The 12,893-nt window shown below is 52.9% G+C and carries 12 protein-coding genes; 2 read left to right on the top strand and 10 right to left on the bottom strand.

The features are described from left to right. The first annotated feature begins 347 nt into the window (after nucleotides 1-347). Nucleotides 348-2,108 (top strand): sensor histidine kinase, encoded by a 1,761-nt coding sequence (locus HUO14_RS10745; RefSeq protein ID WP_176279840.1) that lies wholly within the window; start codon nucleotides 348-350, stop codon nucleotides 2,106-2,108. After that, the gene (locus HUO14_RS10740; RefSeq protein ID WP_176279839.1) at nucleotides 2,101-2,742 is read left to right on the top strand and encodes a response regulator; all 642 of its coding nucleotides are present in this window, start codon (nucleotides 2,101-2,103) and stop codon (nucleotides 2,740-2,742) included. The genes HUO14_RS10745 and HUO14_RS10740 overlap by 8 nt, the downstream gene beginning before the upstream one ends. A 27-nt stretch (nucleotides 2,743-2,769) precedes the next feature. Here the strand turns inward: HUO14_RS10740 and HUO14_RS10735 are convergent, their stop codons facing one another. From HUO14_RS10735 to HUO14_RS10690, 10 genes are all read right to left on the bottom strand, one after another. After that, the gene (locus HUO14_RS10735; protein ID WP_176279838.1) at nucleotides 2,770-3,303 is read right to left on the bottom strand and encodes an A24 family peptidase; all 534 of its coding nucleotides are present in this window, start codon (nucleotides 3,301-3,303) and stop codon (nucleotides 2,770-2,772) included. After that, on the bottom strand, nucleotides 3,300-4,148 hold the full coding sequence (locus tag HUO14_RS10730) for a tetratricopeptide repeat protein (RefSeq protein WP_176279837.1): 849 nt from the start codon (nucleotides 4,146-4,148) through the stop codon (nucleotides 3,300-3,302). Before HUO14_RS10730 ends, HUO14_RS10735 begins: the two co-directional genes overlap by 4 nt. Beyond that, nucleotides 4,136-5,617: a tetratricopeptide repeat protein gene (locus tag HUO14_RS10725; protein WP_176279836.1), complete on the bottom strand. Its 1,482-nt coding sequence runs from the start codon at nucleotides 5,615-5,617 to the stop codon at nucleotides 4,136-4,138. The genes HUO14_RS10730 and HUO14_RS10725 overlap by 13 nt, the downstream gene beginning before the upstream one ends. Nucleotides 5,618-5,622: 5 nt before the next feature. After that, nucleotides 5,623-6,594 (bottom strand): type II secretion system F family protein, encoded by a 972-nt coding sequence (locus tag HUO14_RS10720; RefSeq protein ID WP_176279835.1) that lies wholly within the window; start codon nucleotides 6,592-6,594, stop codon nucleotides 5,623-5,625. 1 nt (nucleotide 6,595) lies between these two features. Further along, complete coding sequence (locus HUO14_RS10715; RefSeq protein ID WP_176279834.1) at nucleotides 6,596-7,597, bottom strand: type II secretion system F family protein; 1,002 nt, start codon at nucleotides 7,595-7,597, stop codon at nucleotides 6,596-6,598. A 1-nt stretch (nucleotide 7,598) separates the two neighbouring features. After that, the gene (locus tag HUO14_RS10710; protein WP_335646960.1) at nucleotides 7,599-8,894 is read right to left on the bottom strand and encodes a TadA family conjugal transfer-associated ATPase; all 1,296 of its coding nucleotides are present in this window, start codon (nucleotides 8,892-8,894) and stop codon (nucleotides 7,599-7,601) included. Nucleotides 8,895-8,989: 95 nt separating this feature from the next. After that, nucleotides 8,990-10,150: a CpaE/TadZ family protein gene (locus HUO14_RS10705; protein WP_176279832.1), complete on the bottom strand. Its 1,161-nt coding sequence runs from the start codon at nucleotides 10,148-10,150 to the stop codon at nucleotides 8,990-8,992. A 52-nt stretch (nucleotides 10,151-10,202) separates the two neighbouring features. After that, nucleotides 10,203-10,826: a TadE/TadG family type IV pilus assembly protein gene (locus tag HUO14_RS10700; protein WP_176279831.1), complete on the bottom strand. Its 624-nt coding sequence runs from the start codon at nucleotides 10,824-10,826 to the stop codon at nucleotides 10,203-10,205. Next, a complete protein-coding gene (locus HUO14_RS10695; protein ID WP_343046092.1) occupies nucleotides 10,823-11,278 on the bottom strand; it encodes a TadE family protein in 456 nt (151 codons plus the stop codon). Before HUO14_RS10695 ends, HUO14_RS10700 begins: the two co-directional genes overlap by 4 nt. A gap of 41 nt (nucleotides 11,279-11,319) precedes the next feature. Then, nucleotides 11,320-12,876: a pilus assembly protein TadG-related protein gene (locus tag HUO14_RS10690; RefSeq protein ID WP_343046091.1), complete on the bottom strand. Its 1,557-nt coding sequence runs from the start codon at nucleotides 12,874-12,876 to the stop codon at nucleotides 11,320-11,322. Between the last annotated feature and the right edge of the window lie 17 nt (nucleotides 12,877-12,893).

The raw sequence follows: 12,893 nt of genomic DNA, 5'->3' as shown, positions 1-12,893 counted from the left end.
CCCTCGATGATCGCATCGAAAGATGGTCGGAAATAAATCGAAAAAACTCGCCTGTTCTGCATAATCGCCCCGCAGCCATATGGGGTTCAGCGAGAGGAATTTCCTCCGAGCCGGACCCGAAACAAAAATTGGATTGAGGGGCGACCCGAAAATTTGAAATTAGGCTCAATCCGCACTCAGATTTATATTTTGATTCAATTTCAGAGTCACGACCATTAACTATTTATTAGGGATTTTAGAAAAATTTTATCCAATTTTTACAAAATTTTACCTAAAGTTTTATACCAAAAGTATGAGAAAGGATATAACTGCTGACAAATGTGAATAATTGATGCAGGGTTTATTTCATGCACTCACCGCCAAAGGAATATAATAGCGTTCGAATCAACTCCGAGTCGCCAACAGAAGCATTTGATATTGTCGATTTCCTTCGCCGCGACATTGTGGTTATTTTCAATATCGCCTTGCCTCTTGCGAGGTTTCTATTTTCGATCACCTTGCTCGATTCTGCTGTAAACTGGAGTGACATTGGTTGGACAACGATAGATTGGATTGCGCTGGTTCCAATCTCTTGGGCCATAGTATCTATTATACTTGCGCTGACCGGCCAATTCCGTTGGAGGCTTGGCGGCCGACTAATGGTTGTGACCGACATGTTGGTCAGTGCGGTCGTGATTGTATTCTTTCCCGTCTATACGTTGTCCGCGCTGGCATTGGCTGGCCTCTCCCTAATATTTCTGATCTTGAGACGCTCGGGCCGTTTAGATGCATTTCTTGCCATCATTCCGGTTGCGGCATTGCTGGTTCGGCCCCTTGCTGTCTTCGACATGGTGGGCGTCGACTGGCCTGCGAGGTATTTCGAATTGAATGTGGCGGGTGAAATACTGCTATTTCTGCTGTCGTTATCTGCCGTTCTATTGTCATTCTTGACGATAATGCACATTAGCGTCGTCGAACGGCTTCTACCATTCCAGCAACCGTGGCGGGAAAAGTTTGCCGTCGGATTGGGCAAGCACAATATCCCACCGGTCTTTGACTGCATCCACCGGATATATCCGGGTAGCAAGCTTGTTTGCATCTTGGACAGCCCAAACAGGCGGGAAGGCAAGACGATATTGACCAGCACCGCCATTCCACCATCATCAGCAGACGCATTGAGATCCCAGCTAACAGATTATGTATCTCATGGCGGTGAACCGAACATTGTAGAACTCGATCATGGCATTCAGACCGATATTAGAAGTGGTCAGCGATCACCGGTGCCTGCTTCTTTTGAACGAATGGCACGCGGACTGGCCGGGCTAGGTTTCAGCGACGGGGTTTTGTTCGATTTTGAACTTGGTAACATTCGAGGGCGGATGTTTTTCTCGACCTGCACGCCAATTGAAGAGACGCTGAGAAACGATTTGATAACGCTAACCAGACAACTGGAGCGATATTTTGATGATGCATCAAAGTGGGATGAAAGACGTCAGGACATGATGGGACTGGCGCGCGACCTCGCCCGTCGGGATATGCATGATGGCATATTGCAGTCCCTCGCGGCGCTGAAAATGCGTCTGGTTACAATCATTTCGACCCCGGCTTCCATCTCCAACCCCGAATTGGACGCCTTGCGCAAGACCATTGATATGATAACCGTAGAACAGACCAGATTAAGGTCTTTACTGCACGATGATGAAGTCGGCGATGAATCGGTAAACCTCGTCGAAATGATCGAAGTATGCCTAAAAACCTTAAGCCTCCAATGGGATATCTCGATCAAATTGGCGTCGCAAGAACCGGCTCTTCCGGTCGATCGCGAATCTGCCGAAAACATAGAACATCTTGTCCGCGAGATCATCGCCAACGCAATCCGTCATGCGAAAGCCAAGCAGCTGACATTTGCGTTGGCGCTAAGCCAAGGAGACTTGATGATGTCTCTGAAAGACGATCTGAACGCCTCCAATACGCAGACTAACAGCGCTCATGCGGCCAGAGACATATTAGCATCCCGTTCCCTGTCGCAACGACTGGAAATGGTCAACGGTCAAGCCTATGCAGTTGGCTTAGAAGATAGTACCCTGCTCGCTATCAGCATCCCTATGGATTTTACAGAAAATGATTAAACTTCTACTTGTCGACGATCATCCCATTTTTCTCGATGGATTAAAGCAATTCATCAAAACCCACGACGGATACGAAGTCTTCTGCGCCCAATCAGCTGAAGAAGCTGCGGAACTGATAGAAGAAAATGAATTCGACCTGTTCCTGTTGGACATCACGATCATAGGCGGCGGCGGGATGGATATCTTGCGCTCGCTCCATGCAGCAGGGTCAAAAGTTCCGGTAATTTTCCTTACCGTTCACATAAAGCCGCAAGATACCGTGGAAGCGTTAAAACTCGACGTCCGTGGCATTATATTGAAAGAAAGCGCACCGTCAGAAATTATGGACTGCATTACAACGGTCCTGGCTGGAAACACATATTTCGATAGAGGAGTAACCGAACGCGCATTGCATCATTCGGTCGAGAATCCTTCCGCTCGGACGGACGCCTTGAACAGCTTGACCGCTCGGGAGCGCGAAATCGTGTCGCATGTTACTTCTGGCCTGAGAAACAGAGAAATAGCAGAGGAATGCGGATTGACCGAAGGCACTGTTAAAACCCATCTACACAATATCTTTAGCAAAATGGCGGTCAAATCGAGAACGCAGCTTCTGATCGCTCTCAGCCAGATTACAACGGACAACCATAGCTGACGTTCTTTTCAGGCAAAAAGCGCTGCCCTAATTCAGGGGCACAGATACCGCAGTCGGATCAAAAGCTTCAAGACCGCTTGGATTCACACCAACCCAGTAAATCGTGAGGATAGTCCCTGCTGCGATCGCCACGCCGTAGGGCATTTGCATTGTTTTTCTAACGTTCTCATCTTCAAAAGGATTAGGATGGGCCCGTTTTTTTCGAAACCGGCGCGTAACCAGCATGGCCAGCATCAGGATCAATCCTGCCATGGAGATGCTGAACAACAGGACTATGCTGGATGCGAAGTCAAACCACAAAGCACAGCTAGCGTATAATTTTGCGTCGCCGCCCCCAAACCATCCCATCGCAAACAGACCCATGCCCACCGCCAGGGCGATCGCAAAATGCACCCCATTTTCCCATCCATTATCAGGGAAACCGTGAACCACGATCCACAGGCCGAATAACCCTACGACCGCAACCGAAAACAGGTTTGAAATTCGCATCGACACTGCGTCCTGGATCGCGGCAAGGACCAGCAGAGCGGTTAGAGCTAACAATATCCAATTCAATGTCATGGCTTATCAACGCCGCCTGTTTTCAAGCGCATATTGGCTGCAGCCTTGGATGCCATGGAACTGGAACCGATGACCGCATTGGACAGAAGCGCAATACCGGCCTGCTTGTTCCCGGTCAGAAGCGCCGCATAGCCACTGTTGGTTAGCCGCTCGACCCAGCGTGATTGTGATTCTTTCGTGGACCTCTTCGGCGCTTCACCAATGGCAGCCCGCGCAATATCCAGATTGTTCTGCAATCTTTCATTTTCAGGTTGCTTGACGATCGCCATTTCAAAAATCTCCGCAGCTTCTGCATATTCTTGTCTGGCCAACAGAGAGTAGCCGAGATTGTTGAGCACGACGGGAGAATAATCGGAACGGAAAAGTGCGGTGTCGAATGCATATCTGCTGGCCTGAAATTTACCAAAATGCGCCAGTGATATGCCCATCATGTTCCAGGCTTTCCATCGATCAGGACATTTTATTGTCACATCGGCGAGAAGTTCCATTGCGGCCTGCCACTCACCTGACCGCGCACGTGCGATACCACTGCCCTCCTTGGCGCGGCACAGATATTGCGGATGATATAAATGATTAGCAAATAGCTTGATCGCCCGCTGATCGTCTTTGCGGGTTATCGCCAGCTCCGCTTCGAGAATCTCCAGCTCGGCTTTTTCGGAATCCAGGTGACGCTTCCTCATTTCAGACAACATTTCCGAGGCTTGCACTAGCCGTCCGCCCTCGATGGCCGCCTCGATTATCGCGCCGCGGCCTGATTGTGCATGCTGCTCGGTTACAGTTGCCCACAGCGTGCCAGGGGTCTGAAGCAAGAAAACCAGCAAAAGAAAAAAGCTCAGGCCACGCATGCAGCTTCGTTCCGATAGAATAGGGTGACGCGTATATTTTGCCTGGCCGGCGGAAGTCGGAAGGTTCGGGCCGCATCGGCCTCGCGGTACAGCATCGCTGCAATTGTCCGCAATTGCCGTGATGGTCCCTGGTCGATTCTCGGCAGGCGGCTGTGGCGCTTTTTCGCGAGATCAGCCATTGCCACATCAAGCTGTTTCATCGCCAGAGTGGCAAGGACATCGGTTGACGCCATCGCCGTTCGATTTGCGCCGCTATCCACTACAGACCGGATCGCTGCAAGATAGTGGCCCGCATCCTCTTGCCGGGCGCCAAGGCGCTTTTGCTGTGACAGGCTGTCCATCGCCCTGCTTGCTGACCTAACCGGCTTCGGTGCCAGAAAATCGGTTCGCTTTGAGGTCAATAAAACCTCACCCAATGATTGTCTCACGAGTTGAAAATTACCGGTACTGACTTGTGATTCCATCGGCGTGAAACGGGAAGGCTTTTGTCGCTCCAGCAATTGGACCTCGCGCGCACCATCTGCCTGGTGCTCTGAGAGGTTATTCAGCCAGTCAGCCAGATTTGGCTCGGATTGGATGCTGGCGGTCTGGACGTTGTGCTCATCGCTAAAGCTGGCGTGCGATCTGGCGATCTGCTCCAGGGGTTCAGCTTTCTCAGGATCGGGGATCGACGCATCGAGCTCGGCATCCGCTATGCCCAGACCCTTATAAATGTCAGCAATGGTAGCATCGAGATCATCGATAGTGGTCGATGAAATGGCATAGCTTTGTTCTGTTCCGCCGGTCGTCGCGTCTTGGCCACCTCCTTTGTCACCACTTGTACCATTGCCGACGTTATCCGGCTCCAATATTGCGGCAGACTTGGAGGACCACCTGTCATCTCCAATGACGATGGCGGAATCTCTTTTGACCGGTGCCTCCGGTGCTGGATCAGATGGCCGGTCATCCAAGATTTTCGAGGCAACGCTTGGATTCTCACGGTCCAGCCGGGTGAGCAATGCCGTAATATCAAGGGCAGGCTCCATGACTGGAGAGACATTGTCCTGCGCTTTCTGAGCCCGAGCGATTTCAAAATCGTTCATAATATTGCGGGCAAGCGCTCGTTCACCATTGGTATCCAGATGGCGCGCCAGGTTGCGGTAATGCCTTTCTTCAAGGGGCGCATATGCCAAAGCCATTTCAAAATTTTTGCGTGCCAGATCGGGCCTGCCAAGACCGTCGTAAGCGACGGCAATGGCGCTGTAGGCCTTGGCATTGTCGGGTTGGCTACGGATGATTTTACGAAGACCGTCAACTGCGAGGCCATATTGCCTGTTTCTGATCAAGAAATGGCTTTGCTCCATCGAAGCGGCTGATTGTGATGCATCGCTGTTGATTTGGACGTCAATATCAAGCTTGCGATCCCTTGCATTTACACCGCTGGCCATCGCGCCGGCCGTGATTAACAATAGAATTTTTTGTGCTTTCATATTCCTCACCCCGCCAATGCCGGTGCAACTTCGCGAATGACACGAATGGCAGCCGGAAGCATCAATACACCGATCATCACCGGCAACATGCATGCAACGAGCGGGATCGATAACAAAACAGGCAGTCTGTGCGCTTTTTCTTCCGCACGCATCCTGCGCTTTTCCCGCATCTCGGTTGCATAAATCCGTAATGTTGTTCCGATACTCGACCCCAGACTGTCGGATTGGATAAGCAGTGTCGTGAATGACCGGATATCATCAATCTGATTGCGCTCGCCCATCATGCGCAGGGTTTCTTCACGGCTCTTGCCAGCTCTCAATTCCAGCACGGCAAGGCACAGCATTTCCGAGACGAGCGGGCAGGATAACGCCATCTCGCGTCCCACGCGATCAAATGCCGCCTCCAGTCCAAGACCTGCTTCAACACAGACCAGCATCAAATCGAGGCTGTCAGGAAAGCCATTGACGATTTTCTGCTCGCGCCGATCGGCCCGTGCCTGAACCCACAGGTTTGGCAGAAACAGACCAACAAGAGCGAGAGTCAGTCCCACCAGATAGAGCTTCAGCAAGGATGGCGGGGAAGCCGAAGTCAAAGTGAACAAGACGAAAATTAACGGCAGACCCAGTGTCAGGATCAGTCGAACCAAGGTAAATATCCGCGGCGCTACAGGAGATCTGTAACCGGCTGCGATCAGTTTGGTCCGCAGAGAATCGCCACGCGTGTCAACCAGCGAGACACCACGCTTTTCGATGACGTCTGCCAATCGTGTCCAGCTGCTATTCAGCGAGTCTGCGCGCAATCCCCCAGTTCCCGAAGCGCTGCCAGCACTCTGCTGCATTTCACCCAGACGCGACTGCACCGCAGCGCGTTTAGACAGGAAGGAATATAATAGAATAACTGCCACAGAAACGAGTGCAAACACGCCTACCAAAACGGCGATGCGAACGGTTCCGGAAAGGGCTAGATCAGAAAACATATCAGACTTTCAAATCGATCAGTCGGCGGATCGTAAAAAACCCGATAAAATAGAGCAGGACCAAACCTGAAAACCCAATGATGAACGCGGGGTCTGTCGCGATATCCAGGTAGAAGCTCGGTTTTACAAGAAACAGACCCGCGAACGAGAGTATCGGCAATGCCGTAAGGATCAATGCCGTCATCCGACCTTCAGAACTCAGCGCCCTGACCTTCATCATCATGCTCGCGCGCTCCCGAATGACACCGGAAAGATTTTCAAGGATTTCCGCCAGATTGCCGCCCGTCTCGCTCTGGACAGACAGGGATACTACAAACATCTGCATGTCCTCCATTTCCCATCGGTTCGCCATGCCCTGCAGCGAGTCACGCAGATCTGCGCCATAGTTGACTTCATCAACCACGATGCCGAATTCGCTGCCAATCGGATCCTGCATTTCCGTAGTGAGAAGGTCCAACGCCGCCGAAATCGGATGGCCGGCGCGCAGCCCCCTGACGAAAACATCGAGCGCCACCGGAAATTGCTGCTGCATTTTGGCCCTTCGCCGGTCGCTAAGGCGCGTAAAGATAACGAGAGGCACACCAATGCCCATCACGGCCGAAAAGACTATTGCCAGCTGGGTGATACCGGCAGACACGCTGTAGCCTGCAGCAGCGGCGCCAAAAAGAGTGACCGCAAAAATCAACCCGGTGCCAGCCAACATCAGAAAAACAATATTTCTCACTGGCATGTTGATACCGCTGGATTGCAAAATGCGTTCGAAGCGATGGGCCAGGCTCCCGAGTCCGAAAGGCAAGAAATCGAAATTGCTTCCGGTCGACCGGCGCAGTTGCGATAGAACGACGTCGCGGTCGAGGCCACTTTCCATCATCTTTAGCCGCTTGTTGACCGCACGACTGCTGCCGCTGCGCGACCGCATCCAACTTATCGTCGCTTCGGCAGCGAGAAATACCGATGCAAAAATCAAGATCAGCACAAATAGTCGGATGATGGCAGGGGTCATGTCATTCAATCCTGTTCTCTGGCCGGAATAATTCCGAAGGAAGGGTCAGGCCGCGATCGCTCAATTCGTTCATGAATTTGGGTCTGATGCCGGTTGCTTCGAAATGGCCCAGAACTGTCCCATCCTCGTCACGCCCCTTCATCCGGAAGCGGAATATTTCCTGCATGGTGATGACGTCGCCTTCCATGCCTGTCAGTTCCGACAAGCTCAAAAGACGCCGTCTGCCATCAGCCAGTCGGCCAATCTGGATTACAACATTGATCGCGGATGCCATTTGTCCGCGCGCGGACCGTGGCGAGATTTCGATGCCGCTCATCCCGATCATCTGTTCAACCCTGGACAGTGCATCCCGGGCGGTATTGGCGTGAACTGTGGTCATTGAACCATCATGGCCGGTGTTCATTGCCTGCAGCATGTCAAAGGCCTCACCGGCGCGGACCTCACCAACGATGATCCGGTCCGGCCGCATTCGCAGCGCATTTTTGACAAGGTCACGCTGAGAAACCTCGCCGCGCCCTTCGATATTGGGCGGTCGTGTTTCCAGCCGAGCGACGTGAATTTGCTGCAATTGCAGCTCTGCTGAATCCTCGATCGTCACGATGCGTTCTTGTTCATCAATGAAGGATGACATGGCATTGAGCAAAGTGGTTTTACCGGAACCCGTACCGCCGGAGATCAGGACATTACGGCGCGCCTGAACGACGGCCTGCAAAACCTGGGCGATCTCGGCCGGGACGCTGCCCAATTCTGCCAGCCGCTGCATACTGATCGGAATTTTCGCAAATTTTCGTATCGAAAGTAGCGAACCATCGACAGCAAGGGGCGGCACAACCGCGTTTACTCGCGAGCCGTCCGCCAACCTGGCGTCCACGAATGGCGACGATTCATCAACCCGGCGTCCGACGGCAGACACGATTTTCTGGATGATCCGGAGCAGATGCTTTTCATCCTTGAATCGCACTTCTGTCCGGGTGAGCAACCCGTGTCTCTCGACGAAAACAATGTCATGGCCATTGACCAGGATATCGGTGATGGCGGGATCTTGCAGCAGCGGTTCGAGCGGCCCCAAGCCCAGCAGTTCGTCGAGAATATCTGAGACGAGACGCTTGCGTTCGTCTTTGTTCAGCGCATGACGCTGAAGAGCGAGCTGTTCGTGAACAATCTCTCCGATTTCAACTTCGATCTGATCTCTGGACATCTTTTCCAGCGCCGAAAGGTTGATCAGATCGATAAGCCGCCGATGCAGTTCGACCTTAAGATCGAGATTTTCAGCTGGCACCTCTTTGTCGCCCTGCATTAGAGAAGTATCGGCGACCCGGGCATCGTCATCGACTTCTTCGAGTGCGCCGAAGCCCGGCTTCAATTCGTTCGTTTTGCGCACTTGCCACATGACTAGTCAGCCCTGCCCAGAGTTTCGTCAATACTTTCCAATATGACCTCTATATCTTTGCTGATTTTGCTCTTGCGACGAATTTCCTCGATCAGCACACCTTGATCCTGAGCGGCGCTGACCAACGGATAATCATTGTGCAGACTGTGCCGGACTGGATAATTTATGGCTTTTTCCGCATCCTCGAGATTGATCGAACGGAACAGCTTTTTTTCGACCCGGTTGACAACAACCTGAACATGATCGCCGGAAATGCCCTGACTTTCCAAAAGGGCGATCTGTCGTTTTGCCTGTCGCAGACTTGCGATAGTCAATTCCACCACAAGCAGAACTATATCCGACCGTGCTACCAGCGAGACTGACCAGTTGGTCCAGTTACCAGGTAGGTCGATGAAAATCGTGTCAAATTCGCGCGATGCAATGTCGATGATCCGGTAAATCTGTTCTGCGTTGACGGCTTCCATCGGCATGATGTCTGCCGGGGCGGGGATCACCTTCAAGCCGGTCGGGAGGTGGGATGCAACTGATTGCAGCAGATCGCCGTCAATCCGGGAACCGGCATCGAGCAGATCCGAAAGGTTGAGCGGCTGATTGACCCCCAAATAAGACGCTATACTCCCAAATTGCAGATCGAGATCAAAAAGGCAGGTTCCGGCTTTATCATTGGGGTGCATTTCCGCATATCGGCTGGCGGCCTGGGTCGCGATCATGCTGGCACCAACACCACCTATGCTCTTGATTACGGAAATGACCTTGGCCGGACTGGTTTCTGCCTTCTGGTCTTTCGTCATGCTGGACAGAACTTGTTGAAGCACCTCCGACAAATCGGAATAGGACAGCGGCAGCTCTACCACATCGGCTACGCCGTTTTTCAGCAGGGTCCGAACGAGCGGCAAGGCTGCATTGCGGACGGCAGCGATGACCGGGAGGTTGGGAAATGCTTTCCCTATATTCGAAATCCGGTCGATTGATGAGGGAACTTCATTATCCACCTCGATAACGACAATTCGAGATTCCTCGAGCAGATCGGTCGGCAGCGGTGCATCGAGGTCAAGCATGTCGACGGTCAGGGACACCGCGCCGCCTTCGGCATCAGACAGTTCTGAAGCAGCCAGTTCCTTTTCCGACAATATCAGATGGATGTGATTGTTATCGAGCGACAATGCCCACTCCTGTTCAGGTTTGTTATGATCAAAAATGCCCACTGTTCATCCTCTAGTTCGAATAAGTGCCTTGACCGTCTTCCAGCGTCAGCGCAGCGCTGAAATCGGGAAGCGATACGGTGGCACCGAAAATCTGGGTCAGAAGCGGCTGGAAGTCGAGGTTTTGCAGACGGATTGTTACCAGAGGGGCAACGTCAGGTCCATTGGGGTCGCCTGCAAAACCAAGCCCGGAATAGTCATAGTCGATGATGACATTGGCGGTTGTAACATCTGATTTGAACATATTGATGCGGTCAACGATATTGTTGAATGCGATATGGTTTCCGGTGAGCGGAAACGCACAGGTCCCTCCGGACTTGCAGGTACATGTCGCAGATGATGTCGTGCCAGTGCACGACAATCCCGGGAAATTCGCCAGAGGCACCGGGTCCCCCTGAGGAATGCCGCCATCCACCGCAAAACTATATGTATTCAATCCCGATGGCACAATCTCAGTGGCTACAGCGAAGCGGACGCCCATCTGAGTGGCCTTTTCCGCTCTGTTCCAGTCCCACATGAGACGGCCGACATCGATTGTTCCCAACAGGAATATCAACAGAATTGGCAGAACCATTGCAAATTCTGCTGCGGGGCCTCCCTGCTCGTCCCGAATGAACTGTTGGAATTGCGCGATCATATGCCGTGCACCGCCGATTGCGACTGCGCGTTGAGAGTCAGGCTGGGATTGGCGAGACCGACAGTTCCCAAAAGTGAACTGTAAGGAACGCTCGCCGATACTGTAACCACAGGTGCGCCGCCGGTCTTGTCCTTATAGATTCCGCCGGTGGTTGTTGCGGAACAATTCACAGAAACTGTAATGGTTGCAGGGCTTGTCCAGCCTGTAAGACGTGCGGCCCCACCCGAAGCGACCTGCCCTGTTCGCGTCACATTGCGGGTCTTGTCGATCGCGTCAGACGAGGGCGCAGAACAATCATATTCTGTGAATGACAACCGGCCGGCATAGCGGGCGCCATCCCGAACGGCCTTGACGACGACATGCTCGCTCAGAAAATAATTGCCGAGTTCAAAGGAGCCGAACATCAGGGTTATAAGCAATGGGGTGACCAGCGCCATTTCGGCGGCGGCCACTCCGTCTGTTTGACGTAAAATGCGAATAACCGGTCCCATGATCATTCGATCAAATAGGGCACATTGCGTGCCACCGTCTGCCCAACGGTTGCTCCGGTACCGCTAGCGCTGGTTTCACCGATAATTTCTGCATAAACATCGCCCGCACCAGTGCGCGCACGATTATATGAAGGTTCGACGAGAAAAAGATCGACCCATTTCAAGACCGGTACACCTGTGGAGCTTCCGCTCACATTATTTGCATCACAATTGATCACTGCTACCGAAAGCCGGCGACGATCGACTGTGTTGGCGCCCGGAGTCAAACCAGGGCCGCCGCATACCGGTGTACGGTGAGCATAAAGCGTATTCATTCCGCTGCCTTCGGCGGCGCGAGGGTAATGGGTGCCTGTCTGAGCAATTTCCCACAAATAAACCTGGTAACGGGTAACGTCACTGGTCCCGTATGCGGCAGTCATTGCAGTTGCCCAGGCGAAACCCGACCCGTAGTTAATGCGAAAATAGGCGTTGATATCCCAAATCCCGTCGCCAAGGCGACCATCGGCGCAGGACCCGTTGCTGCTGATCGCATGGCACATGTCACGCGGGTGCCCCATTGATTTCACGGCATCTGCCTGAGCGTTCGTCATTGCAGTGGTTGCCGAGGGAGCGAGATAGGGAGCCGATGATTCCTGCCAGCCCTGATTGTGGATCTTGCAACTATTGCCATTGGTTCCCGGTTTTTTGATCAGGTCCTTGACCGAGTTTACGGAGGGAGAACAGGTGCCGCCGGCGGGGCATGTCGGGCCGTCTTGATAAACATCAAAACGAGTGTTGAGTGAATCGGTAACATCCACGCTCGCGCCAGGCTTTGTATCAACACCCGAACCGGAAATGCAATCGCCCGGCAGGGCGTCCCAACCGAGCGCCTCCCGCAAACCCGGGACGCCATTGCTTCCACCGTGACTACTGAGATAACCAAAATTACCGGGGGACCAAGAGCCGCTGCCATTGCCCACGGAAACCAAATTCAAGCCTGATCCAATATACGAATTAACGTTAAAGCCAAAATTCTGGTCCAAATTGCCGGGCGGTTCACTCGGATTGCAAAACATCACCGGAGGGGATTTGCAAATCGACGACCCCACTCCAGCGAAAGCGATCGCAGCGAGCGGCCCGGATGAAAATGCCGCGACAATTGGCGTCAACGCGAAATCGGCAGTACGCGTAACCGTCGTTATCTCCACGAAATTAGCGTCTGCATCCGTGGTGGCGACCGTTGCCTTGGCCTTGTCGACATAGAAAACCACATTGGCCGTCGGAATGGAAATGGCCGTGCTGCCGACATTATCGTTGGAGAACAGAGTTGAATTGGTGACCAGAGATTGCGCTGCGGTCGTGGCACGGGTCATGGCTCCGGTCTGGCCATCCAGTTGCGTTGCCGCTGCAAGCGCTGCCTGGTCCGCCGCATTCTGAAGCTCGCTATCCATTGCAGCCATCCGGGCATAGTCGAAGCCGACCCCGCCAACCGCGATCAGAGCGAATAAAGACAGCGCGATTGTCGGGGCAACCGCTGCGCCCTCATCGTCCCTGAACTTGCTCCATTTCACGCGCTTCACTTTTCATTCCCTTTCTT

The organism is Parasphingorhabdus flavimaris, assembly GCF_013371215.1.
Taxonomy (GTDB): Bacteria; Pseudomonadota; Alphaproteobacteria; order Sphingomonadales; family Sphingomonadaceae; genus Parasphingorhabdus; species Parasphingorhabdus flavimaris.
This window is presented reverse-complemented; position numbering and strand designations above follow the sequence as displayed.

What these genes read in the sequence shown, in the direction of transcription:
- HUO14_RS10745 (WP_176279840.1), top strand. Translation starts at nt 348, where the DNA reads ATGCACTCACCGCCAAAGGAATATAATAGCGTTCGAATCAACTCCGAG.
- HUO14_RS10740 (WP_176279839.1), top strand. Translation starts at nt 2,101, where the DNA reads ATGATTAAACTTCTACTTGTCGACGATCATCCCATTTTTCTCGATGGA.
- HUO14_RS10735 (WP_176279838.1), bottom strand. Translation starts at nt 3,303, where the DNA reads ATGACATTGAATTGGATATTGTTAGCTCTAACCGCTCTGCTGGTCCTT.
- HUO14_RS10730 (WP_176279837.1), bottom strand. Translation starts at nt 4,148, where the DNA reads ATGCGTGGCCTGAGCTTTTTTCTTTTGCTGGTTTTCTTGCTTCAGACC.
- HUO14_RS10725 (WP_176279836.1), bottom strand. Translation starts at nt 5,617, where the DNA reads ATGAAAGCACAAAAAATTCTATTGTTAATCACGGCCGGCGCGATGGCC.
- HUO14_RS10720 (WP_176279835.1), bottom strand. Translation starts at nt 6,594, where the DNA reads ATGTTTTCTGATCTAGCCCTTTCCGGAACCGTTCGCATCGCCGTTTTG.
- HUO14_RS10715 (WP_176279834.1), bottom strand. Translation starts at nt 7,597, where the DNA reads ATGACCCCTGCCATCATCCGACTATTTGTGCTGATCTTGATTTTTGCA.
- HUO14_RS10710 (WP_335646960.1), bottom strand. Translation starts at nt 8,894, where the DNA reads ATGCAGGGCGACAAAGAGGTGCCAGCTGAAAATCTCGATCTTAAGGTC.
- HUO14_RS10700 (WP_176279831.1), bottom strand. Translation starts at nt 10,826, where the DNA reads ATGATCGCGCAATTCCAACAGTTCATTCGGGACGAGCAGGGAGGCCCC.